This window comes from Lewinella cohaerens DSM 23179, assembly GCF_000379805.1.
Classification (GTDB): Bacteria; Bacteroidota; Bacteroidia; order Chitinophagales; family Saprospiraceae; genus Lewinella; species Lewinella cohaerens.
In genome coordinates, this window is sequence record NZ_KB903540.1 from 162,307 (window position 1) to 186,916 (window position 24,610).

General features: G+C 41.0%; 22 protein-coding genes and 1 pseudogene. 22 read left to right on the forward strand and 1 reads right to left on the reverse strand.

Translation table 11 applies throughout. The features are described 5' to 3' along the window. The first annotated feature begins 59 nt into the window (after positions 1-59). From A3EU_RS30025 to A3EU_RS0110560, 22 genes are all read left to right on the forward strand, one after another. Positions 60-452, forward strand: a complete 393-nt coding sequence (locus A3EU_RS30025; protein WP_020536109.1) for a four helix bundle protein — start codon at positions 60-62, stop codon at positions 450-452. 138 nt (positions 453-590) lie between these two features. Further along, entirely contained in the window at positions 591-1,328 is a 738-nt protein-coding gene (locus A3EU_RS0110460; protein ID WP_020536110.1) for a tyrosine-protein phosphatase, read from the forward strand. A gap of 231 nt (positions 1,329-1,559) precedes the next feature. Then, positions 1,560-2,549: a Gfo/Idh/MocA family oxidoreductase gene (locus A3EU_RS0110465; protein ID WP_044085682.1), complete on the forward strand. Its 990-nt coding sequence runs from the start codon at positions 1,560-1,562 to the stop codon at positions 2,547-2,549. Between the two features lie 30 nt (positions 2,550-2,579). After that, the gene (locus A3EU_RS0110470; RefSeq protein ID WP_020536112.1) at positions 2,580-3,524 is read left to right on the forward strand and encodes a UDP-glucuronic acid decarboxylase family protein; all 945 of its coding nucleotides are present in this window, start codon (positions 2,580-2,582) and stop codon (positions 3,522-3,524) included. 14 nt (positions 3,525-3,538) lie between these two features. Beyond that, positions 3,539-4,591 (forward strand): NAD-dependent epimerase, encoded by a 1,053-nt coding sequence (locus A3EU_RS0110475; protein WP_020536113.1) that lies wholly within the window; start codon positions 3,539-3,541, stop codon positions 4,589-4,591. 307 nt (positions 4,592-4,898) lie between these two features. Beyond that, on the forward strand, positions 4,899-5,672 hold the full coding sequence (locus tag A3EU_RS0110480; RefSeq protein WP_020536114.1) for a polysaccharide biosynthesis/export family protein: 774 nt from the start codon (positions 4,899-4,901) through the stop codon (positions 5,670-5,672). Between the two features lie 48 nt (positions 5,673-5,720). After that, complete coding sequence (locus A3EU_RS30030; protein ID WP_020536115.1) at positions 5,721-8,093, forward strand: GumC family protein; 2,373 nt, start codon at positions 5,721-5,723, stop codon at positions 8,091-8,093. Positions 8,094-8,198: 105 nt separating this feature from the next. Beyond that, positions 8,199-9,992 (forward strand): ABC transporter ATP-binding protein, encoded by a 1,794-nt coding sequence (locus A3EU_RS0110490; RefSeq protein ID WP_026211327.1) that lies wholly within the window; start codon positions 8,199-8,201, stop codon positions 9,990-9,992. Between the two features lie 114 nt (positions 9,993-10,106). After that, positions 10,107-11,288, forward strand: a complete 1,182-nt coding sequence (locus tag A3EU_RS0110495; protein ID WP_020536117.1) for a UDP-N-acetylglucosamine 4,6-dehydratase — start codon at positions 10,107-10,109, stop codon at positions 11,286-11,288. Further along, positions 11,288-12,421, forward strand: coding sequence for a LegC family aminotransferase (locus A3EU_RS0110500; protein WP_020536118.1), 1,134 nt, complete (start codon positions 11,288-11,290; stop codon positions 12,419-12,421). Before A3EU_RS0110495 ends, A3EU_RS0110500 begins: the two co-directional genes overlap by 1 nt. Beyond that, a complete protein-coding gene (locus A3EU_RS0110505) occupies positions 12,408-13,040 on the forward strand; it encodes an acetyltransferase (protein WP_020536119.1) in 633 nt (210 codons plus the stop codon). Before A3EU_RS0110500 ends, A3EU_RS0110505 begins: the two co-directional genes overlap by 14 nt. Next, complete coding sequence (gene neuB / locus A3EU_RS0110510; protein ID WP_026211329.1) at positions 13,040-14,062, forward strand: N-acetylneuraminate synthase; 1,023 nt, start codon at positions 13,040-13,042, stop codon at positions 14,060-14,062. Before A3EU_RS0110505 ends, neuB begins: the two co-directional genes overlap by 1 nt. Next, positions 14,059-15,159, forward strand: coding sequence for a UDP-N-acetylglucosamine 2-epimerase (gene neuC / locus A3EU_RS0110515; protein WP_020536121.1), 1,101 nt, complete (start codon positions 14,059-14,061; stop codon positions 15,157-15,159). Before neuB ends, neuC begins: the two co-directional genes overlap by 4 nt. Continuing rightward, the gene (locus A3EU_RS0110520; protein ID WP_020536122.1) at positions 15,156-16,202 is read left to right on the forward strand and encodes a nucleotidyltransferase family protein; all 1,047 of its coding nucleotides are present in this window, start codon (positions 15,156-15,158) and stop codon (positions 16,200-16,202) included. The genes neuC and A3EU_RS0110520 overlap by 4 nt, the downstream gene beginning before the upstream one ends. Beyond that, entirely contained in the window at positions 16,199-16,876 is a 678-nt protein-coding gene (locus A3EU_RS0110525; protein WP_020536123.1) for an acylneuraminate cytidylyltransferase family protein, read from the forward strand. Before A3EU_RS0110520 ends, A3EU_RS0110525 begins: the two co-directional genes overlap by 4 nt. Position 16,877: 1 nt before the next feature. Then, complete coding sequence (locus A3EU_RS32695; protein ID WP_020536124.1) at positions 16,878-17,867, forward strand: Gfo/Idh/MocA family oxidoreductase; 990 nt, start codon at positions 16,878-16,880, stop codon at positions 17,865-17,867. After that, positions 17,852-18,820, forward strand: a complete 969-nt coding sequence (locus A3EU_RS0110535; protein WP_020536125.1) for a Gfo/Idh/MocA family oxidoreductase — start codon at positions 17,852-17,854, stop codon at positions 18,818-18,820. Before A3EU_RS32695 ends, A3EU_RS0110535 begins: the two co-directional genes overlap by 16 nt. 113 nt (positions 18,821-18,933) lie before the next feature. After that, positions 18,934-19,578 (forward strand): SGNH/GDSL hydrolase family protein, encoded by a 645-nt coding sequence (locus A3EU_RS0110540; protein ID WP_020536126.1) that lies wholly within the window; start codon positions 18,934-18,936, stop codon positions 19,576-19,578. A 14-nt stretch (positions 19,579-19,592) separates the two neighbouring features. After that, a complete protein-coding gene (locus A3EU_RS0110545) occupies positions 19,593-20,663 on the forward strand; it encodes a polysialyltransferase family glycosyltransferase (protein ID WP_020536127.1) in 1,071 nt (356 codons plus the stop codon). Continuing rightward, positions 20,664-21,533, forward strand: coding sequence for a hypothetical protein (locus A3EU_RS0110550; RefSeq protein WP_020536128.1), 870 nt, complete (start codon positions 20,664-20,666; stop codon positions 21,531-21,533). After that, a complete protein-coding gene (locus A3EU_RS0110555) occupies positions 21,533-22,831 on the forward strand; it encodes an EpsG family protein (RefSeq protein WP_020536129.1) in 1,299 nt (432 codons plus the stop codon). Before A3EU_RS0110550 ends, A3EU_RS0110555 begins: the two co-directional genes overlap by 1 nt. A gap of 245 nt (positions 22,832-23,076) precedes the next feature. Beyond that, complete coding sequence (locus A3EU_RS0110560; RefSeq protein ID WP_020536130.1) at positions 23,077-24,243, forward strand: glycosyltransferase; 1,167 nt, start codon at positions 23,077-23,079, stop codon at positions 24,241-24,243. Positions 24,244-24,337: 94 nt separating this feature from the next. On the opposite strand, the pseudogene A3EU_RS34800 reads toward A3EU_RS0110560, so the two are convergent. Then, positions 24,338-24,610, reverse strand: a pseudogene (locus tag A3EU_RS34800) (IS4 family transposase); the annotation flags it as partial.

The window sequence follows — 24,610 nt, forward strand, 5'->3', positions numbered from 1 at the left end:
GAAAGCGGAAGTGGGAATTCGGAATTAATGGGGCACGCGTAGGTCCTTAGGGTATAGGAATGAGTGAACCGAATTTAGTAGAAGATCAAGAAGCACGGTATGGACTCACTGAACGCTTTAAGGAATTCGTGTTGAATGTATGGGCATTTTGTGAGAAAGTTCCTAATACCTCTACTGGAAGGAATGTTGTATTTCAGCTGACGAAATCAGCTTCTTCTACTGGCGCAAACTTTAGGGCAGCTTTTCGCGCTCGTTCTGATAAAGAATACTTGGCAAAATTAGGAATAGCCGAAGAAGAAGGGGACGAAACCTGTTATTGGTTGGATTTGGCGCGTTTTTACAAAAAATGGGAGCCTATCCATAAGGAGGCAAATCAACTTTATCAAGAAGCTGATCAGTTGACTGCGATTATTGTTTCTATGATGAAACGCAAAAAAGAATCCTTAAAATAATGCTTTTCTCAAAGTGGGAAGTCGAAATTAATGGGGCACGTGTATTTTGTATAGCTAGAGGGCTGATAAATGCCACTAGCGGATAAAAAATACTTCCGATTTCCGCTTTCCCACTTCCGACTTTGAAATATCTACCGCTTGCTCAACCTATTCCGTAAACATCCCCAAATCCCCTCCTACGGCACCCTCGCCCTGGACCTCCATTCCCACCTCCTCCCCGGGATTGATGACGGAGCAAAAGATGTGGGCCATAGCTTGGCACTGATTCGGCGCTTGCAAGGGATGGGGTTTACACGGTTATTTACCACACCACATATCATGGCAGATATGTACCCGAATACGCCGGAAATCATCCGCGAAAAGCTAACAGAAGTACGCGCGGCGATGAAGGAAGTTGGCCTAAATATACCCATTGGTGCAGCAGCAGAATATTTGATGGATGAAGCATTTGGGGAAAAAATAAAAACAGGTTCCTTGCTTACTTTGCCGGGAAATCGGGTACTCGTAGAAATGTCATTCGTTTCAGCACCACCAAACTTGGGGCAGCATATTTTTCAGCTGCAAACCAAGGGCTATAAAGTGCTATTGGCACACCCTGAACGGTATCTCTTTTTTCGGGATAATTTTAAAAAATACAAAGAGTTGAAAGACCGAGGTGTCGAATTTCAACTTAACCTTTTATCGCTGGTGGGCTACTACGGAAAACCAACCCAGGATAATGCCAAGGCACTGCTAAAAGCAGGGATGATCGACTATCTCGGCTCCGACCTCCACCATGAGCGCCACGCCGATAACCTCGAACGCCTACTCGCTGATCGCAAACTGAACCGCTTATTGGGGAAATACCTGCCGGGGATGAAAAATGCAGAAATCTAGTTTTTTGAACCACATAGGCACAAGCTCCCTCCTCGGTCCTCCCTCACGGAGGGAGGAAGGCATGATAGGGGCGTCGTTTCGTCTTGGGATTCCTGTTTTAGCATGGTGTTTTTTTTGAACCATATAAGTACATAAAAGGGATTATAAGGGCTTGAAATTTTAAATTACACCCTTACACCCTTACACCCTTACACCCTTACACCCTTACACCCTTACACTAACCCCCAAACCATCCAACCCCCAAACCATCTAACGACTAAGTCTTTCGCCCTCATCGGGGCCGCAGGCTACGTAGCTCCTCGCCATTTGGAGGCCATTCATGCTACAGGGAACGAGCTGCTAGCAGCTTACGATAAGAGTGACTCGGTAGGGGTGATGGATCGTTATTTCCCTAAGGCCGATTTCTTTGTGGAATTCGAACGCTTTGATCGGCATCTCGATAAATTAAAGCGAAAAGGAACACCGATAGATTACGTCAGCGTTTGTTCTCCGAACTACTTGCACGATGCGCACATCCGCTTTGCCTTACGGCAGGGAGCCGATGCCATTTGCGAAAAGCCATTGGTGTTGAATCCCTGGAATGTAGATGCCCTACAGGAAATCTGCCGCGAGACAGGAAAAGAGGTCTACAATATATTGCAGTTGAGGCTGCACCCCAGCGTGATTGCGCTGAAAGAACGCGTGCAAAAAGCCCCCAAGGGCCATAAATTTGATATCGATCTGACTTACCTAACCTCTCGCGGTCACTGGTACTACACCAGTTGGAAGGGCGATGAGGAAAAATCGGGTGGTATCGCTACCAATATCGGGGTCCACTTCTTCGATATGCTGCAATGGATTTTTGGAGATATCCAGGAGAGTAAAGTGCATATACACACCCACGATCGTGCAGCAGGGTTCCTGGAGTTGGAGCAAGCCCGCGTACGCTGGTTTCTCAGTATAAACTATGATACTATCCCAGCAGCGGTTCAAGCTGCCGGCGCCCGAACTTATCGTTCTTTAACCATAGAAGGGGAGGAGTTTGAGTTTAGTGGCGGTTTTGAGGCTTTGCATACCCGTAGTTATGAAGCGATTCTGGCTGGCGAGGGTTTCCCGTTAGATGCAGCTCGTCCGGCCATTGAGGCGGTACACGCTATCCGCCATCAGCAACCATTGGGCTTGCAGGGCGATTATCACCCGCTGGCGAAGTTGCCGTTGGTGAAGCATCCGTTTGCGCGATAACCTATTACTTTCATTAACAATTAGATCGAATTGAAAAAGGTATTAATTACCGGTGCTGCCGGGTTTTTAGGCTCTCACCTCTGTGATCGCTTCCTTTTGGAAGGCTTCCATGTGATAGGTATGGNCAATCTGTTGACTGGAAATATTGCCAATATTGAACATCTGTTTCCTAATCCTCATTTTGAGTTTTATCACCATGATGTTAGTAAGTTTGTCCATGTACCGGGTAATTTGGATTACATCCTGCACTTCGCTTCGCCTGCTAGTCCGATCGACTATTTGAAGATGCCGATCCAGACGCTAAAAGTAGGGTCATTAGGAACACATAACCTGTTAGGCTTGGCCAAGGCCAAGAAAGCGCGCATGCTCATTGCCTCTACTTCTGAAGTATATGGTGATCCATTGATTCACCCCCAGCCAGAATCCTACTGGGGGAACGTCAACCCGATTGGACCACGGGGCGTTTATGATGAAGCTAAGCGGTTTCAGGAGGCCATTACCATGGCTTATCATACCTACCACGGCTTGGAGACCCGCATCGTCCGTATTTTTAATACCTACGGGCCCCGAATGCGTGTAGATGATGGTCGAGCATTACCCGCGTTTTTCTCCCAAGCTATTCGGGGAGAAGGACTTACCGTTTTTGGCGATGGATCTCAGACGCGTTCCTTTTGTTACGTAGATGATCTGGTCGAAGGTATTTATCGTTTATTGATGAGTGACTGCGCTGAGCCAGTGAACATCGGTAATGATGCCGAAACGACCATTTTGGAATTTGCGAAAGAAGTACTTCGGTTGGTGGACAACCCCAAAGCGCATATTGTCTACCGCCCACTGCCTCAGGATGACCCAAAAATACGCCAGCCGGACCTGTCGAAAGCAAGATCCATATTAAATTGGGCACCTACGGTAGATCGAGCAGAAGGAATTCGTAAGACCTATGAATATTTTAAGAAAGTAGTTTCAACTACGTAAAAAAATAAGTTGGCTTGAAAATTCTAATTACTGGAACCGCCGGCTTTATCGGCTCTCACTTAGCGAACCGCCTGATCGCCGATGGCCACCAGATTGTAGGCCTTGATATCATCAACGATTACTACGATGTAAACGTGAAGTACGGTAGGTTGGAACGTGCGGGAATTCCAAAGAATGCGATTAAGGTAGGAGAACTTGTACAAAATACAACCCACCCCAATTACCGCTTCATCCAATTGGATTTGGTAGACCGTGCTGGGATGGACAAGCTTTTTGCTACCGAGCAATTCGATGCCGTCGTGAACCTAGCTGCCCAGGCAGGGGTTCGTTACAGTTTAATCAACCCACAAGCCTATATCGATAGCAATATTATTGGCTTTACCAATATCCTGGAATGCTGCCGCCACAATGGTGTCAAGCATCTGGCTTATGCCTCTAGCTCCAGCGTATATGGCCTGAACGAGAAGATGCCGCTGTCGACTAGCGATAATGTGGATCACCCTATCTCGCTATATGCTGCCAGCAAGAAAAGCAACGAGCTGATGGCCCACACCTACAGCCATTTGTTTGGATTGGCGACTACTGGCTTACGTTTCTTTACCGTCTACGGCCCCTGGGGGCGCCCGGATATGGCCCTCTTCCTCTTCACCGACGCTATGCTGAAGGGGGAGCCCATTAAGGTGTTCAACCACGGCAAAATGGTCCGTGATTTTACCTATATCGACGATATTGTGGAGGGTATCGTGCGAGTTATCCAGCATCCACCACAAGGCAATCAAGAGTGGACGGGCGCAAAACCGGACCCCTCTACCTCGAAAGCCCCTTACAAAGTCTACAACATCGGCAATAATGACCCGGTGACGTTGATGGACTTTATTTCCGCTATCGAAGAGGAGTTGGGTATTGAGGCCAAAAAGATAATGATGGATCTGCAACCGGGAGATGTCCCCGCCACCTACGCTGATGTTCATGATTTAATGGATGATTTGGGCTATAAGCCAGAAACGCCGATTAAAGATGGGATTAAGGCGTTTATTGATTGGTATAAGATGTTTTACAAGGTGTAAAAGTGTAAGCGTTGTTTTGATTTTCCCTAGTAGCGAGCTTGTTCAAAATTAGGTGACTCGCGCAGCGCCGTCAAAGCCTACCTGGTAGCAGACAGTCCCGCAGAAATTTTTAAACGAGTTATCAGGTAGATACGTTTGAAATGGTTTTAGTCAAACACACATTAATAAACAGCCGCAACCATCCAACGATCGAACCCTCGAACCATGAACAATCCAACCAAATCAAAAGTCAGAAGTATTTGATAACCCAACATTTACACCTTTACACCATCCAACCAACGAACCATCCAACGAGCTAACCCAGCTTATGAAAAAACTCTTCTATCTCCTCCTACTCCCTTTGCTCTTGGCTTCTTGTGTTACGCACGAAGAACTACTGAATTTCAACCAGGGAGAAGCCTTTTCGGCAACCCCCGTAGATATTACGAATTTGCCGCAATTGCAGATCCAGCCGGATGACCTGCTATCTATTCGTGTAAAAGCCCTGGAGCTTTCGGCGGTAGAGCCGTTTAATGTAGATCCGCCGGGAATGACCAACCTCAATGCAGGTAGTGGAATGCGCCCTTTGATCGGCTATTTGGTGACCAGAGAAGGAACCATCGATTTTCCAATGTTGGGTACGATTGATGTAATTGGGTTGACCACGGATGAGCTGCGCGATACCTTAAAGGAAAAATTGGTGCCTTTTCTGAACGACCCGGTCGTGATGGTACGGTTCCTGAATTTTAGAATCACAGTACTAGGAGAAGTTGGTAACCCTAATACTTTTTTTGTAGCTAATGAACGGATGACCATCCTTGATGCCCTCGGGCAAGCAGGGGACATTACCTCCTACGGCAATCGAACCAATGTACTGGTGATCCGCGAACAAAATGGGCAACGGCAGACCGCTCGCTTAAACCTCCAGGATAGGAATATCTTTGCTTCGCCGTTTTTCTACCTTCAACAGAACGATGTGGTCTATGTAGAACCCTTGAAAGTAAAGACGGCCTCTATTCGGGATCAATCGCAGCGTTTATTACCGTGGTTGTCGGCGATAACTTCCCTGACGACCTTGGCGCTCACTTTAAGCCGATTGTAACTAATTGGCGTTTTACCTATTTGTATAAGTAACCCACGAACAAAAAAATTGGACACCTCTCAACATTCTCCTAACCCTAACCCTGCTTCGCAAGAACTAGACCCCATCGACGTAAAAGAACTCGTCATGAGTATTTTACGCAACTGGTACTGGATCGCCCTGTGTGTCATTCTGGCATTTTTTTTGGCCCGTTTGAACTTGCGTTACAGTATTCCAATTTATCGGGCCTCAGGGACTATTCTGATCAAAGATAAAGAGGGAGGCGGCGATATTGGAGGGCTCTCCGAAGAAGCTGTACTCCAGGAAATAGGGATACTAAAGCCGGGTAATAACATCAACAATGAAATTCAAATCCTGAAATCCAGCAGCCTCATGCAGGAGGTGATGGATAAACTGAATTTAGAAATAAGATATTCAGGGATTGGGAGAATCAAAGACACGGAATATTACGGGCAAACGTCGCCTGTTTTAGTAGATTCGATAGCTTGGCAAGATGGGAAAAGAGGCATTCAACTAGAAGTACAGTTGCTGGACGATCACTCCTATACTTTGTTTGATGGGGAAGGAGTGGCAACTATCCATAATTTTGCCGAACCCTTGCTGGTGAAAAAGGATACATTATGGCTGAGTCACAATGCAAGTGAGATAAATAGCAGTGGTATCATCAATATTCGAATTGGTGGCAGTCCTGGGAAGTACCTGTTGAAGCTAGAGGTGAAAACGATTGGAGATTACTCGAGTGTCTTGCGGATTCAAATGGAAGATCCAGTACCGGAAAGAGCTTCTGACATCATCAATACCCTCATTGAAGTGTATAATCAGGCGGCTATTGACGATAAAAACCAGGTAGCGAAAAAGACGCTTGATTTTATTGACGAAAGACTACGCTTGCTTACTTCCGAACTAAGTATAGTGGAAGGAGGTTTGGAGACCTACAAAGAACGTAACAGTATTCCTGGGGAAGCGATTACGGCGGTGGATTTTATTTTGAGTGAAATTAGCCAGTACGACAACGAACTGACGCGCCAGGAAATAAAACTGGAATTGCTAAACTCGGTAGAGAAGATGTTTACCGCCAACCCGGATAGTTACGATCTGATTCCTGCGAACATTGTTCTGGAAGATGCGGGAGGCCTGGACGAGCAAATCACAGTTTATAATAATTTACTTCTCACCCGAGAGCGCTTGCAACGCTCTGCCGCCTCGGAGAACCCCCAGTTATTGAGTTTGAATCAGGAGCTGGGCGAGATGCGCAATAACATCACGCAAAGTGTACAGGCTTTGCGACAAAACCTGCAATTGTCCATTCGGGAAACGCAGAGCAAGCTAAACGAATTGCAAAAGCGGATCAACCAAATTCCTCGACAAGAGCGAGAGTTACTGGAGATTAAGCGCCAGCAAAATATCAAAGAAGCGCTCTACCTGTTTTTACTACAAAAAAAGGAAGAGACGGCCTTATCCGCAGCCATCACCGTACCCAATGCGCGGGTGATTGATCCAGCCATCACGAGTCCTGCTCCAATAGAGCNTAAGCCTCTGCAAATTTATGCGATATTCCTCATGCTCGGGTTTAGCTTGCCAGTAGGCATCATCTTTATCAGGGAATTGCTGGACAATAAGATTTACAGCGAGAGCGACATCAATAAATATACGACGGTGCCGGTTTTAGGTACGATAGCGCAAAATAAAGACGGCGATCGCCTGGTGGTAAAGGCGAATAGTCGTACGGCTATTGCGGAGATGTTTCGTTTACTGAGGACCAATTTGACTTATTTGTCTACGGGAGAAGCAAAGCAATGTATTTTAATTACTTCAGGGGTAAGCGGTGATGGGAAAACCTTTATTGCGGTCAATCTGAGCTTAAGCTTGGCCTTTACCAATAAGCGTGTCGTAGTAGTTGGGATGGATTTACGCAAGCCTAAATTATCGGAATATCTGACCTCGAACTTGGACCATGAAAGCCTTGGGGTTACCAATTTTTTGATCGGGGAATCTCCTATTGAAGAGATTATCCAATCTTCTTATGTACATGATAACTTGTTTATCATCCCCAGTGGCCCAATACCTCCTAATCCGGCAGAGTTACTGAGTAGCCCCAAAACGAAAGAATTGTTTGTCTATCTCAAGGAGCATTTCGATTATATCATTGTTGATACGGNCCCTATCGGCTTGGTCGCGGATGCTTTTTTATTGGCTCCTTATACCGATATTTCTATTTTTGCGGTTCGCTACGCAAAAACAGAACGGGAAATGCTGATCGGGCTAGATGGAATGAGAACAGCAGGTAAGTTGAAGAAGCCGGCCATTGTCTTGAATGGGGTAAAGGAGGGCAAAGGGAATGGATACGGTTATGGATACGGTTATGGAAATGGGTATGGCTACTATGAAGAGGATAAAAGCCGTAAGTGGTTTAGTCGTTGACCATTTCACTTGATTACTTCATCATAATGCTTTGTAGGTCAGTTTCTATTATGCCCTATCTTATTTCTATCATTACTTTGATGTTTGTCGACTGCTTAAAAGCCAATGAAAAGACTTCTTAAAAACTTCTTGCCGCACTTAGCGTACTTCTATCACCATCTGAGGTATAGAATGTCTGTGCTGCTAATCACCAGTATTTTCGTCGGTCTTCTGGATGGCTTGGGACTAACTATGTTTCTCCCCTTGCTAGAGCTTATCGCCGATCCGAATGCTCAGGCATCCTCAGAAAAATTAGGAAACTTAGCTTTTTTATTAGATGGACTAAGAACACTTGGTTTAAACCTCAACTTGAATGTAGTCTTACTCACCATGCTAGTTTTTTTTATTTTTAAAGGGATAGCTACCTTTTTTGAGCGCTACATGAGGGTCGTGTACCAGCAATTCTTTATTGCCAAAATTCGATTAGATAATATCCAGGCATTATCTAACTACAGTTATAATGCCTTTGTGCATGCTGATGCCGGAGCTATTCAAAATACCATGAGTGGTGAAGTGGAACGCGTTATGCAGGCATTCCGAACCTACAGCACTATGCTACAGCAACTAGTAATGATTCTCACCTATGCGGCATTGGCTTTTCTGGCTAGCCCTGAGTTTGCTGTTCTAATTGTTATTGGTGGCGTGTTTTCTAACTTTTTATTTAGTGCGTTATATCGGAAAACAAAAATACTTTCAAGCGAACTGGTGAAGCGTAATCATACTTTTCAGGGCTATATCATTCAAGCAGTGGCTTTCTTTAAATACCTTAAAGCTACGGCAGCCATGCAGGGTTATTCGGAATTTCTTAGACTTAAAGTCTTAGATATTGAAGCGACCAACCGTAAAATGGGTGTATTGAATAGTATCATGATGGGGTTAAGAGAACCCCTGATGATTGGGATAGTGGTGAGTGTTATCTTAATTCAAGTTAATGTTCTGGGAGGAGGCTTGAGTACTATTATTTTGAGTTTGCTTTTTTTCTACAGAGGTTTAACATCTTTGACTGCATTGCAAACTTCCTATAATCAGTTTTTGGGGTATTCGGGTTCTTTAGATAATATGAGTTCTTTTTTTAATGAGCTTGTAGCCCATGCTAACACACCAGGAAGGCAACCTTTTACGGCTTTTGAACATAGCTTGGAATTAAAAAACATTGGTTTTTCGTATCAGAAAAATAGACCTATACTTCAAGCGATCAATTTAACCATTGAGAAGAATGAATCGGTAGCTTTTGTAGGAGAAAGTGGATCGGGGAAAACGACTTTATTGAATATCATTACCGGACTTATTCGCCCTGAATCAGGGGTGTACCTCATAGACGGTCTACCGGTCAACGATTTAGATATCCAATCCCTGCAAAAGCACATCGGGTACATTACCCAAGACCCAGTCATCTTTGATGATACCTTCTTTAACAATGTCACCTTTTGGGCCGAACACAATAAAACCAATTTAGGACGCTTTGAAGACGCCTTGAGAAAAGCCCATGTTTTAGCGTTTGTGCATGGACTCGAGCATCAGGAAAATACGCGTTTAGGCAATAATGGAATTAGTCTAAGCGGAGGGCAAAAACAACGAATCTCAATTGCAAGGGAGTTGTACAAGCAAGTAGATTTTCTATTCATGGATGAGGCAACCTCTGCTTTAGACTCTGAGACAGAAAAAGCTATTCAAGAAAATATTGATGAATTAAAAGGGCAATACACCATGCTCATTATTGCCCACCGATTATCTACAATCAAGAATGTCGACCGGGTAGTCGTGATGAAGGAAGGTCAAATTGAAAACATAGGGAGTTACGAAGAACTGTTGGAGAAATCCCATGTGTTCAAGCGAATGGTCGAATTACAAGAATTATAGAATAATTATTTAAAGCCAGAGCATGGAGCCTCCTCAATATTTCTTTGAAAACCTAGGATTACCTAATCAAGAACTTGGGGTTGTTGATCATCAAGTAACCGTAAGAAAATAGTAATGCTTAAACTGATAGGTAGATTAAACGAATTATTCAAAGAAGATAAAACCCAATTCCATGAGTCTCTAGCTAATGAAGTCAGAGCGTCACGTTTTCTCGTACTAGGCGCAGCCGGCTCCATAGGCCAAGCAGTAACCAAAGAAATCTTCAAGCGGAACCCCAAGAAGCTGCATGTGGTTGATGTCTCCGAGAATAATCTGGTAGAATTGGTGCGTGATATACGCAGTTCTTTTGGCTATATAGATGGCGAATTCAAAACCTTTGCCTTAGATATTGGCTCTTGGCAATATAATGCTTTTTTTGAGCAGGATGGTCAATACGATTATGTGTTGAACTTATCAGCACTGAAACATGTACGCAGCGAGAAAGATCCTTACACCCTAATGCGGATGATTGAGGTGAATATTTTCAATACCGAAAAAACCATCCAACAGAGTATAGGAAAAGGGGTGAAAAAATACTTCTGTGTTTCTACCGATAAAGCCGCCAATCCTGTAAATATGATGGGGGGCTCTAAGCGTATCATGGAAATGTTTTTGATGCGGCAAAGTCAGTTTATCAACATTTCAACAGCACGTTTTGCCAATGTTGCCTTTTCGGATGGTTCTCTTTTGCACGGATTCAATCAGCGCATCTTAAAAAGACAGCCTATTGTGGCTCCTAATGATGTGAAACGGTATTTTGTTACGCCCCAAGAGTCGGGGGAGTTGTGTTTGATGTCAACTATTTTTGGGGAGAATAGAGATATTTTCTTCCCGAAACTCAGTCAAGAACTGCACTTAATCACCTTTGCAGAGATTGCGCGGAAATATGTGCAGTCAAGAGGATACGAAGTGTACGAATGCGCCTCCGAAGAGGAGGCGAGGACATTGGTGAAAACCTTACCCGAACAAGGGAAATGGCCCTGTTTGTTTGAGGCATCCGACACCACGGGAGAGAAAGACTTTGAAGAGTTTTACACCGATAAAGAAACCTTGGATTTGGAACGCTTTAATAGTTTGGGCGTCATTAAAAATGACCTGGATTTACAAGAAGAGAAGCTGAAGCATTTTGAAGCAACCATCGCCACAATGAAGAAAGAGGGGACTTGGTCAAAAGAAGCCCTTGTACATCTTTTTCACGAGATGATTCCCAACTTCGGTCATGAAGAAAAAGGGAAGTACTTGGATAGCAAAATGTAATGGAACCAAAAGAGATTATACAAACTATACGGACAATTCATGAAATGGAGGAAGGCTTTATCCCCTTGCATGAGCCACGTTTTTGGGGTAAAGAAAAAGCGTACCTCAACGCCACTATCGATAGCACTTTTGTGTCTTCGGTAGGTCAGTACGTTGATCAGGTGGAAGAGATGCTTGCCAAGATGACGCAGACCCGTAAATGTGCTGCCGTGGTGAATGGCACTTCGGCGTTGCAAGTAGCTTTGCGTGTGGCTGGCGTAAATGTAGGCGAGGAAGTCTTAACACAAGCACTCACCTTTGTAGCGACAGCCAATGCTATTGCCTATAATGGCGCGCATCCTGTGTTTCTGGATGTAGATATTGATACAATGGGGCTGTCGGCAACTGCACTGGAAACTTGGTTGATAGCAAACGCGGAGAAACGCGAAACGGGGGCATTCAATAAGCAAACCAATCGCAGAATAGCAGCTTGTCTGCCCATGCACACCTTCGGTTTTATGTGTCGTATGGATAAAATCATGGAAGTATGCGATGCCTGGAATATTCCAGTCGTTGAGGATGCAGCCGAGGCTTTGGGTAGCCAATACCGAGGTCAATGTGCTGGAAGCTGGGGCATGATGGGGGCTTTTTCCTTCAATGGGAATAAAATCATTACCTCTGGTGGTGGTGGTGCAGTCGTTTCGTCAGATCCACAGTGGGCGGAACGGGTAAAATACCTGACCACTACGGCTAAAAAACCGCATACCTATGAGTATATCCATGAGGAAATGGGCTATAACTTTAGGATGCCTAATCTAAATGCAGCATTGCTTGTCGCACAACTCGAACAGTTAGATACCTTCATTACCTCGAAAAAAAATCTTTTTGAAGCCTATCGAACTAAGTTAGACTCAGTAGTTGATATACCTGAAGGTACCGAATGGAATCATTGGCTCATAAGCTTGGAGTTGGAGAATAAAGAGGAACGCGATGCGGTTTTGGCAGCAACTAATGAAGAGGGGGTGATGACCCGTCCAATATGGCAATTGATGTACCGCTTGCCGATGTACGGCCATTGCCAACGTGATGATCAAAAAAATGCTGAGTTTTTGGAAGAACGGATCATTAATATACCCAGCAGTGCAAGAAGATAAGCAATCGGCCATATTGTTGGGATATTCTGGGCACGCTTTGGTTGTGACCGAAGCGGCGTTACTCAACAGTATCATCTTGATTGGCTATGCAGATTACAAACCACCTGCTTTAAACCCCTATCAATTGTCATATCTGGGCGATGAAACCGAAAGCGACTTTGAGTACTGGCATTTGTATGAGCACTACATTCTCGGAGTGGGTTCAAATGTTATTCGAGCGAAGATTGCGGAGCGGGTAAAAGCACATGGTGGAACCTGTTTGACAATTATCCATCCCGATGCTTCATTGGCGAAACTTATCAAAATAGGAGCGGGAACATTTATAGCCAGAAATGTAGCGGTAAATCCTCTGGCTGAAATTGGTCAAAATGTTATCCTGAATACATCTTGTAGCATAGATCACGAATGCCACATAGCCGATAATGTGCATATCGCTCCAGGAGCGGTATTGGCGGGAAATGTAAAAGTAGGTAAAGGGGCATTTATTGGAGCAAACGCCGTCATTCGTGAGGGAATTAGTATTGGCAAAGAAGCAGTAATTGGCGCTGGCAGTGTAGTTGTAAAAGATGTGCCGCCCAAAAAGATCGTGGCCGGCAATCCTTCAAAAAGAATAAAATGATGGATAGTACGCTTATCATAGCTGAAGCTGGTGTGAATCACAATGGTAGTATGGAAATGGCTAAAAAACTGGTAGATGCCGCAGCCGAAGCAAAAGTAGATTTGGTAAAGTTTCAAACCTTTAAGGCTGATAAACTGGTCACGAAAACAGCTAAAAAAGCAACCTACCAACAACAGAACTTAGCTTCAGACGATGATTCGCAATACAATATGCTCAAATCATTAGAGCTCAGTGAAAATGACCATTTGGAGTTAATCGCCTATGCCCAGTCAAAGGGGGTTAAGTTTTTTTCAACCGCTTTTGATGTGGAGGGTTTGGATTATCTAAACGACTTGGGATTTGAACAATTTAAGATTCCTAGCGGTGAGATCACCAATTATCCCTATCTATTAAAATTAGCACAGTTTGGCAAGCCTGTCATTCTTTCTACCGGGATGGCAAATATGACGGAAATTAAGGATGCGCTTAAGATACTAACTTCAGAATCATTGCGGTTGGAAGACATCACCGTGCTACATTGTAATACCGAGTATCCAACTCCTTTTGAGGACGTGAACCTAACAGCCATGTTGAGTATCGCCAAGGAATGCAACGTTAAAGTGGGTTACTCTGATCATACCTTGGGTATTGAAGTACCCATGGCGGCTGTCGCTTTAGGGGCCACCGTGATAGAAAAGCACTTTACCCTAGACCGGAATTTGCCTGGTCCAGATCACAAGGCTTCCCTTGAACCCAATGAGTTGAAAGCTATGGTAAAGGCCATTCGCAATATTGAAAAAGCCATTGCTGGCGATGGCATCAAAAAGGCCAGCCCTAGTGAATTAAAAAACAAGGCCATTGCGCGAAAATCTATACACCTTGCCAATCCTGTGAATGTAGGTCAGCAAATCAGAGAGGCAGATTTAATTGCCCTGCGTCCTGGAGATGGTATTTCCCCCATGGAATGGAGGGAGATTATTGGTAAAAAGGCAACACGTGATATGGATCAATATCATCAGCTTTCAAGGGAAGACCTAGCATGACCGTTGGTGTACTTACCAGTTCACGAGCCGACTATGGTATCTATCGGCCTCTGCTTAAAAAATTAAGTGCTGATCTTAGGTTCGACTTAAGCATCATCGTCTTTGGGATGCACCTTCTTGAAAGACACGGTAAAACAATTACTGAAATAGAAAGAGATGGCTTTGGTACTATTTTACAAGTAACCGGCATGCCAAATGGTGATTCCCGGTTGGACATCGTAAGAGGCTATGGCGAGGTCGTTAAAAACTTCGGTGATTTCTGGAACGAGCATCAATTTGACTGCGTACTTGCGCTGGGTGATCGATGGGAGATGTCGGCAGCAGTTCAGGCAGCAATACCCTTCGAAATAAAATTAGCGCATATCCACGGAGGTGAAACAACGCTAGGTGCTACTGATAATATTTACCGACATCAAATAACCCTTGCTTCAACCTTGCATTTTACGGCGGCGAAAGTTTTCTCTCAACGAGTAAGTGCTCTTATAGAGTCAGATGCTCATGTTTACACGGTAGGCTCCATTAGCTTAGAAGGGTTAACAGATATACAGCTTCCTGATTGGAAGGAGGTGAAGCAGCAGTTCGATATTCCCTTTGAAGCGTTTATTTTAGTCACTTTCCATCCTGAGTCTGTGAATGCAGAGGCTAACAAGGATTTAGCTCAAATAACCTATGATGCGCTTTCTGCCATAGCAAAAAAATATGCACTGCTGATTACAAAAGCAAATGCAGATGTGATGGGCACTCTGTTTAACGAAAAGCTGGAAGCTTTAGAAAAAGAAAACCCCAATCGGGTAAGACTGATTGCTTCTTTGGGTAAACTGAACTATTTCTCTTCGATGCGTCAGTGTGAATTTTTACTGGGCAATACTTCAAGTGGAATTATTGAAGCAGCCTCATTTAATAAATGGGTCATCAATGTTGGAGATCGGCAAAAAGGACGATTGCAAAGCGGTAATGTAATAGACGTGCCTTTCAATGCGGCTAGTATAATTGAATCAGTCGCTAATTTGAGTGAGGCTGAAGCTTACATGGGAGAGAATAAATATGTTTCTAAAAAGACCATCGATAAAATTATAGACGGACTATTNAACCTATGAGAAACTATAAAGAGCATTTAATTATCCGGGGTTCCAGCTTAAAGCAAGCACTGTCTCAGCTTAATGAATTGGCAAAAGATGCGATTCTGTTCGTGGTTGATGAGGAGAATAAATTGCTGGGTAGCCTTACCGATGGTGATGTGCGAAGGGGGTTGCTGAAAGGCTATTCCTCTGAGGATTTGGTAGACGTCTTTGTTCAAGAAGCTCCCAAGTACGTATCCAAATCAAATTATTCACTGCACGAAATCATCGTTTTGCGCGAGAATAATTTCAAAGTAATACCTGTTGTGGATACATCAATGCGGGTAGTGAATGTGATAAACTTTCGCTTTCAAAAATCGTACCTACCCATGGATGCTTTGGTGATGGCTGGGGGGAGAGGCTCGCGCCTTCGCCCTATGACTGATAAGGTTCCTAAACCGTTACTAAAAGTAGGAGACAAGGCCATTATTGATCACAATATTGACCGTCTCAAAAGCTATGGTGTAGACGACTTTCATATTTCTGTACGGTATTTAGGGGAACAATTGGAAGAGCACTGTACCAAAACCAATACCAACGGTGTTAAACTCCATTTTATTTGGGAAGATGAACCCCTAGGTACCATTGGAGCGGCTAGTAAGGTAGATCGTTTTCACCATGATTGTGTATTGGTTACCAACTCCGATATCCTCACCACCTTAGATTATGAAGACTTCTTCTTAGACTTTTTAGAGAAGGAGGCGGATATGGCTGTAGCCACCATTCCTTACCAAGTAAATATCCCCTATGCTGTTATGGAAACAACCAATAATCACGTGGTTTCCTTCAAAGAAAAGCCTACCTATATCTATTACAGCAATGGCGGCATTTATATCATTAAGAAAGAAGTGCTCTCTAAAATCCCTAAGGATACGTTCTTCAATGCTACGGATCTCATGGAGCAAGTGATTCAGGAAGGTGGAAAATTGGTCTCCTATCCTATTCGGCAATACTGGTTGGATATCGGTAAGCCAGAAGATTTTGAAAAAGCACAAAATGACATTAAGCACTTGAATTTATGAAACCCCTTGTCATCATACCCGCAAGAGGAGGATCAAAAGGATTACCGGGCAAAAACATCAAACAGTTAAATGATAAACCCTTAATCCACTACACCATTGAAGCCGCAAGAGCGGTATTTCCAGATGATCGTATTTGTGTAAGTACCGATGATAATAACATTAAGGTTTGTGCCGAAGAAACAGGGCTTTTAGTTCCTTTTATACGGCCGGCGGACTTAGCAAGTGATACCGCAGGTAGCCAAGAAGTATTACTACATGCTATTGATTATTACACTAAAAAGGGCTTAGATTTTGATGTAGTAGTACTGCTGCAAGTAACTTCACCATTGCGGAGTGCCGAACATATTAAAGAGGCAATGCATCTTTATTCCGCTGATTTGGATATGGTAGTTTCTGTGAAAAAGACCGATGCAAATCCCTACTACGCATTAAAAGAAGAAAATGAGCAGGGGTTTTTACAACCTAGTAAACAAGGTTCTTTTACGAGACGTCAAGATTGTCCGGAGGTATATGAGCTAAATGGGGCTATTTATTTCATTAATCGGCAATCCTTGCAAGAAAAGGGCCTTGCAGGCTTTGGAAAGATTAAAAAATATCTAATGGACAAGAAAAGCAGTGTGGATATTGACGATATCATTGATTTTCAACTGGCAGAGTTACTCTTAAAAGAATAAAATGCAGAAAAGTATAGCAATTATAGGAGCGGGCGAACTAGGAAGTCGGCATTTACAAGGAGTCCTAAAGAGCGAATTATCGTTTGATGTATTTGTGGTCGAGCCTAGTTCAGAGGCTAGTAAGTTAGCCGAGTCTAGGGCAGATGAAATAAGCCACAGCCATAAGGTTATATTTTGCACGAGCATTATTCAGTTGCCTCAGACCCTAGATTTAGTCATTATTGCGACTAATTCTAATGTGCGTTTTACAGTACTTAAGCAGCTCTTAACGCAAGTCAAAGTGCAAGATTTAGTTTTAGAAAAAGTACTCTTTCAGATAGAAAAAGAATACTATGAGGCGTTAATTTTGATTGAAGAATATGAAGTTAGGTGCTATGTAAACCATCCGCGCAGAATGCAAACTTTCTACCAGAGGTTAAGAGAAGAATTAGATAATTGGCCACTTAATAAGGTGTTTTTTTCTGCTTATGGAGTCAATTGGGGTTTGGGGTGTAATGGACTCCATCTTTCTGATTTAATGTGTTACCTCTTAGACGATCAAATCAAAGCTTATAACTCTGAGTATTTAGATCCTCAAATTATTGCAAGTAAGCGCAAAGGGTATGTTGAATTTACAGGGACACTGACGGGAATAACAGCACAAGGACTACGATTTCATATTCATAGTATGATGCCAAAAGATAGTGAAGTCTTACCCATTAGTATAACAATTGATACACCAACTAGAAGAATATTTATTCAGGAAGGTACTACAACGACCATTACTACTCATACAGCTAGCAATGGTTTTAAACCCCAATTTGCCGAGGATGTTATGCTCTTTCAGAGTGATTTGAGTAAAATGCTAGTTGAAAATGCTTTATTGGAAAAGCCCATAGACTTACCAACCTACCAAGAGTCCATGCCTAATCATATAGCATTTACCAATGCATTGAGAACATTTTACAATACATTAAACAATACTAAGGAAGAAAGATGTCTAATAACATAAATGATCAAGAAGTTTGGATTGTAGGTGCGGGGCCCATGGCAGTAGATCATGCCAAGGTACTGCTTCATCTAGGCATTAAACCTCAGGTAATTGGGCGTGGTGAGCAATCAGCTCAGTACTTTGAGAAGGAAACTAAGCTTAGTGTTATTAGAGGCGGCATTGATACTTTTTTGTTAGACACTAAACCACAGAATAATACCTTTATTATTATTGCTGTAGGAACAGAAGCCTTAATGCCAATGCTCCTAAAGTTTAAAAATTTAAGTTTTAATCGAATTTTGATTGAAAAACCGGCAGCAATAAGCATCAATGAATTATTAGCCCACAAACAAGACTTAGAGTACATACAAGATAAAGTTTTTGTGGCTTACAATAGGCGATTTTATCCCTCAGTGCAAAAAGCCATAGAGCTAATAAAAGAGGATGGTGGTTTACAAAGCATGCATTTTGAATTTACAGAATGGTCGCACAAAATAGCACCGCTACAAAAAGCACCGGGCGTAAAAGAGAATTGGTTCTTTGCCAATTCTACTCATGTTGTTGATTTAGCTTTTTTTATAGCAGGTCAACCAAAAGATTGGCGTGCTTTTTCAAAAAAAGGCACACTTGATTGGCATGATAAGTCATTTTTTTCAGGCGCTGGAATTACGGATAAAGGAGTGGTTTTTTCTTACCACTCTAACTGGGAGAGTGCAGGAAGATGGGGGGTCGAGTTAATGACAGAGAAAAGAAAGATTCTTTTAAAACCCTTGGAAGAGGTTCAAATAATAAAACGAGGAACAATTAGCACATCACAGATAAATGATGACAGTATAAATACTCATGGACTAAAACCTGGTCTCTTAGAACAAGGGAAGGCCTTTATAGACACTGCTATAGAAGATCGTCGACTTATTAGCCTCAATCTGCATCTTAAAATTGTTAACACAGTATACAATCCAATCACGGCATAAAGTATGTTGTTTATACATTGATAATGTTTTTTGTGAAAGAAAAATAATGGACAAAGCAATAACTACTACTTGAAAATAAGATAGAGTTTTGATAATCTAGGATACATTTAGGAATGGTTAAAATTTTAGTTCTCACAGATAGTGTGTCTTTGCCGAGGAAATATAAGGAAGGCTCTGTGTCTTTTGAAAAGACCTATACGTATAGATTGCAGGAGATGTATAGGGGGGCAGCTGTTTTCTTTTTTTTTCAAATGGGAGGAGCAACTATTACAGATTTGTACAAGCAGATAAACTATTGTAAGGCCTTTCAACCAGATATATTACTGTTGCAAGTTGGAATAGTTGATTGTGCTCCAAGAGCTTTTTCAAGACTTGAAATGCGATTAATTCGAAAATGGCGACTTTTGAGATTTACGAAATTTCTTACTGGCTTTTTAAGAAGATATCGTGGAATATGCTACACGAGTAAATTAAATTTTGAATCTCATATAGGCAAGTTTTCTACCGCTCTTGATGTGAAACAATTTTATAGTATTTCGATAATACCTGCTAGTGATGAATATGAAAGAATATTACCCAATATTTCTAAGAATATTTATGAGTATAACGATATTTTAAAGAATAGAACAGAATTTATTGATATCAGTGAAGTATTATTGGCAGGTGGAGTGATTGAAGATCATCACCATATCAATGAAATAGGTCATCAGATAATATTCAATATGGTTTCTGATAGATTAAAGGAGTGGATTAATTAAGTAATTTAAAAAAAATGAAATATATATTTACAATACACTCCCCTATTACTTATTTTTGCGCGGCTAACGTTGTGTTAACTGAAAAGTTGCAAAAGGAAAATGTTGTTTTCCTATACACAAGTTTTATTCCACCAGACGATTTAGGTCTTCCAGTGCCTTCGTTTTATACACTGCATAAAAGTGTATTCAAGAAATTGATGACTTTTAATCTTGTAAAAGCGTATGATAAATATGTAAATGAAATTACCAACGGTAACCGATTCCAAGCCTATATTGATTTAGCCCATTATTATCAAAAAATTTTAATAACACATAGTAATTGTACTGCTTTTCATTTTATTGAAGAGGGAATGTCAAGCTATATTCCTCCTCAGACATTAAGCGACCTTACCAGAATAGAATCATCAACGAGCTTTAGGTTTAAGGGGGATAAAGAAAAGCTAAGAGCTATTTTAAGAATTTTACGTGGTTATAATTTAAGGCTATTAGCGCTGCCATATTTTGCAAATTCTTTTACCTTTCTGAATGATTCAAAATACTATGGTTTTTCACCAGCGGTCTACCCTGGTGTCTTAACAGAGAATAAGGTAATTATAGAAGCTCAAACCATTCATTTATCAAAGAAAAAAATCACAAGTGAGATTGAGCTGTCAAATGCTATATTACTTATTGAAGAGTCCTACTTTAAGGTTTATAAAATCGATGAAAAAGACTTGGATTATTGCATGAATCAATCCATGTCGATATTAAAAAATAAAATAGCTAGCAGATCAGTTTATGTCAAATTAAGGCCAGGGCAGAAGGAGCATAATTCAATTTGGATAAGATATTTAATTAAGAATCAACTGACTTACAAGGTTTTATCGGGTGATCTTATTTTAGAGGAATTATTAATTGATTCAAAAGGTTGTAATGTCGTAGGAACAGTATCAGCATTATTGTTCTATTCTTCAATCTTTGGGCATAATGCTTTTTCTAATTATATGTTGATTCCTCAGAAGCCTAAAGCTGTTTTTGATTATCTAGATTTCTACTGGGAGAGGGTGACAAATCTTTCTAAGTTGAGTGATAAAATATTTAATTAAATGAAAAATAAATTAGTTCTAGCTAGGAATTATCTAATCTATTTTGTTTACTCAATAAAAGCCCGCTTTAGAGTAACAGAACTCCCAAATAATGGAGATTCCTCTTTTGTAGTATCTATCGCGAGCTATCCCAAAAGAGACCCCTTGTTGCCCGCGGTATTTGAAGCACTCTCCAGGCAAACGAAAAAGCCCAAGAAATGGATTCTTGTTTTGTCAGCAGAAGATTATCCACAAGGTTTGCCAAAACATCTTGTCAAACTTGAAAGCTTAGGTGTTGAGATTTTGTGGGTTCGCAATAATCCTTATGCGGTAAAGAAGTTAGTTCCTGTTATTGAGAAATATCCTGACTTGGGAGTTGTCACATTTGATGATGATTTAATTTATGGAAATAGAGTAATTGAAAAACTGGTAAGTGCTTCAAGGGAACATCGAGATACAATTATAGGCCATGCAGGTAAGGAGCTAATACGAAAAGGTACTGTATTAAATGCGATGTTCAGATCCCCTCATGCTGCAAATCCAAAAACACCAAGTATACAAGTCTACTTCTTGGGTGGTTCAGGAACATTTTATCCAGCAAATTCTTTAGACGAAAAAGTTACAAATATTGATGCAATACATAGAATAGTGCCTGGTAGAGGGTCTGACATGTGGTTTTGGGCAGCTGCGGTAGCAAAGGGAACTAGACAATATTGTCTAAATAGTAATAGAGATATGTCACTATATTTTGCAATTCCTGAAAACTCAGCAACTAAGCCATTAGATTTACCTGGAACGCAGGTAATGGAAGAGCGCTTTCAAATGACGGTGGATTACTTTGGAATAAGAAAAAAATTATTAAGTGAATTACCAGAGCAATCTAAGAAATAATGGCGCAGCACTTAAAAAATAAAATTGTATATCAGTTCTTGTTGTCCTTTATTTCGCCGGTATTAGCAATTTATATTGCTATCAAAAGTGTGAATGAAAAGTTTATTGTATTTTCAGGAACCTTTCTGATGGGCCTAGTTGGGAGTAATTTTATTTATTTGCCTGGAACAGATGGCTACGCTCATTTAACAAAAGGGTATGTGTTTTATCTAGATATGTCTTTTAGCCAGTTTATACAAGATTCAATAAAATTACTGTTATTTCAACCTGTTGAAACGAGTAGTGATATATACAAGCATTTGTTATCTTATCTGGCTTCCAGTATTTTTGGTGTCCCTGAATTACTTCATTTGTTTGCTGGTTTAATACTTGGGTATTTCTTTACTAAATCAGTATTACTTGTACTTGAAAATAAGCCGAAGCAAAAAAGTTCAATTTTGTTACTCGCATTCATCACGTTATTCCTAATTGTCAGGAGTGTCTCTGCGCTAAACTCAATAAGAATGTGGTCCGCAATGTGGGTGTTCTTTTATGGTGCATATGCTTATATTAAAAGAGGAAAGGTGAAATATCTATGGGTTGTAGTTCTTGCTGCTTTTATACACTTTTCCTATTTGTTATATTCTATCCCTTTATTCATGGCATTTGTTTTGAAAAGACGAAAGCTTCTCATTTCGACTCTTTTTGTTCTTTCTTTTTTCGTGAACGTAAATTATGAACAAGCCAAGAGTATTGTTCAATTGACTGGGCTATATGAGCAAAAAGCCAAGAGTACCGTTATCAGTGAAAAGACGATTGACGAAAGAGCAGCTGAAGGGGCAATATCTCTAGAGAAGACTAACTTTTATAAAAGGTTGGGGCCAGTGATGTATTCAAGTTTTAGCTTGGTATTGTTGTCTTTTGTATTGTTATTTGTTTATCTAAAGAAGTTAAATAATGTTCACTTAGATTTTTTAATAGCTGGAGGACTTTTATTATTTGCATTGTCAAATATCAGTGCTAGTTTTAGTCCTTCTGTTTCAGGAAGAGGAGTTACCATAGCCGGTACATTCTTAACTGCCGCTGCCATTCAATTGTTATTCTTAAAGAGGGAGCTTGTGTTTACAAGAATTACTAATAGCATAATTAATTTTTCTTTTTCTGTTTTTTTGATTTCATCTATACCAAATTTGTTATTTAATATCTCATATGCGATGAATTCGGTTTCTGTTTTTTTCATTGGACTGCCAGCAATATCATGGGTAATGGGCGATCAGGATTCATCTGTTAGAGACTTTATTGCATTTTTTATTTATTAATTAGATCTTGTACATAAGAACTTTGTATGTATGTACGATTTGTTATAGTAAGTTCTCTGTGCATAAACTCGAATAATCTTACTTAAATATTTTTACGATTTTATATTTAGCGTATCGTAGAACTTAAGTCTAGATGTATATGGGTGTTTAGGGTTTTGTTCTGTTAGGAATTATGTTTTTAGTTGTGATGAAGTTTCGGGGTTAGGGTTAGTCTCGAGATAGTTTTGATCAGTAATTTATATATTATGAATATTTGCTTAGTTATCAATATGCCATTTGATCCAAGCCGGGGTGGTGTACAAAACAGTACTTATAAGCTTGTTGAAATGTTTGAGAATGCTGGTCATAAAGCAATTGTATTGTCTTTTACAGTAGGTAAGTCTGCGAATATTGATGGTGTAGAGGTTAGGTACGTTGGTGAAAAGATAGCTTCTTCAAAGCTACTTGTTCAAATATTTAATCAGTTTAATCCTGATGTGTGTATTAATCAAATGGGGTATCAGATAGGACTTACCAAACTGCTTCGACGAATGGGCTCATCCAAGATGAAGCTAATTTCTCATATCCACATTAACCCACTCAACTTTGTTCAAAATTCGTCGGAATTTATCAACTCATTTTTGAGTAATAAACACCTCTCCTTTATTCCAGTATCTTTAGTTAGTCCTCTTATCTTGGGGTATCATCGGATTAAACAGTATTGTAGCTACAGGATAACACTCCATTATGTGGATGCCTTGATTTTTTTGAGCCCTTCGTTTATTCAAGAACTCCTGTTTTTTGGGATTGACATTCATAAATACCAAGGTAAAATCTATGGTTTTCCCAATCCATTCCAAATCGATAAACCGTCGCCGAGCTTTTCTAGAAAGGAAAACTGTATCCTTTTTGTAGGTCGGTTGAATGTATTGCAAAAACGGACAGATTTACTAATGGAAATCTGGAATGGATTACACGATCAACTACCAGATTGGAAATTTTGGGTTGTTGGCGACGGTCCTGAGATGAATAATATGAAATTTTTTTGCGAAGAAAATTATCTCGACAGGGTGAAGTTTTTTGGATTCGATAACCCTGTACCCTATTATAAGAAAGCCAAAATATTACATTTTACTTCTGCTTATGAAGGATTTGGAAATGTACTGGTGGAAGCACAACGTGATGGTGTGATACCTATACTATTTGATTCTTATTCAGCGGCTAAAGATATTGTACAACATGGACGGAATGGAATACTCATAAAGCCCTTCGATACGGAAGCCTTTGTTAACCATACCATCAGATTGACCGCTAACCAACAAGTGTTAAGCCGATTGTCTATTCAAGCACAAAATGATGTTCACCAGTTTAGTTATAAAAATATTTTTAAGAAATGGGACAAGCTTTTTTATGAAATTGGCTGTTCTGGATAAGGGTTGAACTTTTTAAGATATTAACTGGAATGCAGATGGTTTACACTAAGGGTTGAAATGTTTTTAATGTGTATTCCTAGTCAGTAGTGTCCGGTTATAAGTCAAAGATATTCAATTGGTTATGACTTCCGGGGTTCTGGTTTTTGGATTCAATTTTCATAATCAACTGATTTACAGGCGTTTTGTCAAAAGCAGAAACGCTCATTATTTGTAAAATTTCGTTCAAAGAGTGTAGACTTTTCAGCCTATACTTCAGAATAGCGACCAGCACAAAGGTGCAGACCGCGATCCAGATTTGGGTTTTGACAGCGTTGGGGCTTTCTCCCCAGAACTTCTTGATGCGCAAGTGCTGCTTGATCCACTTGAA

What these genes read in the sequence shown, in the direction of transcription:
- A3EU_RS0110540 (WP_020536126.1), top strand. Translation starts at nt 18,934, where the DNA reads ATGGTTAAAATTTTAGTTCTCACAGATAGTGTGTCTTTGCCGAGGAAA.
- A3EU_RS0110535 (WP_020536125.1), top strand. Translation starts at nt 17,852, where the DNA reads ATGTCTAATAACATAAATGATCAAGAAGTTTGGATTGTAGGTGCGGGG.
- A3EU_RS0110525 (WP_020536123.1), top strand. Translation starts at nt 16,199, where the DNA reads ATGAAACCCCTTGTCATCATACCCGCAAGAGGAGGATCAAAAGGATTA.
- A3EU_RS0110495 (WP_020536117.1), top strand. Translation starts at nt 10,107, where the DNA reads ATGCTTAAACTGATAGGTAGATTAAACGAATTATTCAAAGAAGATAAA.
- A3EU_RS30025 (WP_020536109.1), top strand. Translation starts at nt 60, where the DNA reads ATGAGTGAACCGAATTTAGTAGAAGATCAAGAAGCACGGTATGGACTC.
- A3EU_RS0110555 (WP_020536129.1), top strand. Translation starts at nt 21,533, where the DNA reads ATGGCGCAGCACTTAAAAAATAAAATTGTATATCAGTTCTTGTTGTCC.
- A3EU_RS0110520 (WP_020536122.1), top strand. Translation starts at nt 15,156, where the DNA reads ATGAGAAACTATAAAGAGCATTTAATTATCCGGGGTTCCAGCTTAAAG.
- A3EU_RS0110480 (WP_020536114.1), top strand. Translation starts at nt 4,899, where the DNA reads ATGAAAAAACTCTTCTATCTCCTCCTACTCCCTTTGCTCTTGGCTTCT.
- A3EU_RS0110500 (WP_020536118.1), top strand. Translation starts at nt 11,288, where the DNA reads ATGGAACCAAAAGAGATTATACAAACTATACGGACAATTCATGAAATG.
- A3EU_RS32695 (WP_020536124.1), top strand. Translation starts at nt 16,878, where the DNA reads ATGCAGAAAAGTATAGCAATTATAGGAGCGGGCGAACTAGGAAGTCGG.
- A3EU_RS0110550 (WP_020536128.1), top strand. Translation starts at nt 20,664, where the DNA reads ATGAAAAATAAATTAGTTCTAGCTAGGAATTATCTAATCTATTTTGTT.
- A3EU_RS0110560 (WP_020536130.1), top strand. Translation starts at nt 23,077, where the DNA reads ATGAATATTTGCTTAGTTATCAATATGCCATTTGATCCAAGCCGGGGT.
- neuB (WP_026211329.1), top strand. Translation starts at nt 13,040, where the DNA reads ATGGATAGTACGCTTATCATAGCTGAAGCTGGTGTGAATCACAATGGT.
- A3EU_RS0110490 (WP_026211327.1), top strand. Translation starts at nt 8,199, where the DNA reads ATGAAAAGACTTCTTAAAAACTTCTTGCCGCACTTAGCGTACTTCTAT.
- A3EU_RS0110545 (WP_020536127.1), top strand. Translation starts at nt 19,593, where the DNA reads ATGAAATATATATTTACAATACACTCCCCTATTACTTATTTTTGCGCG.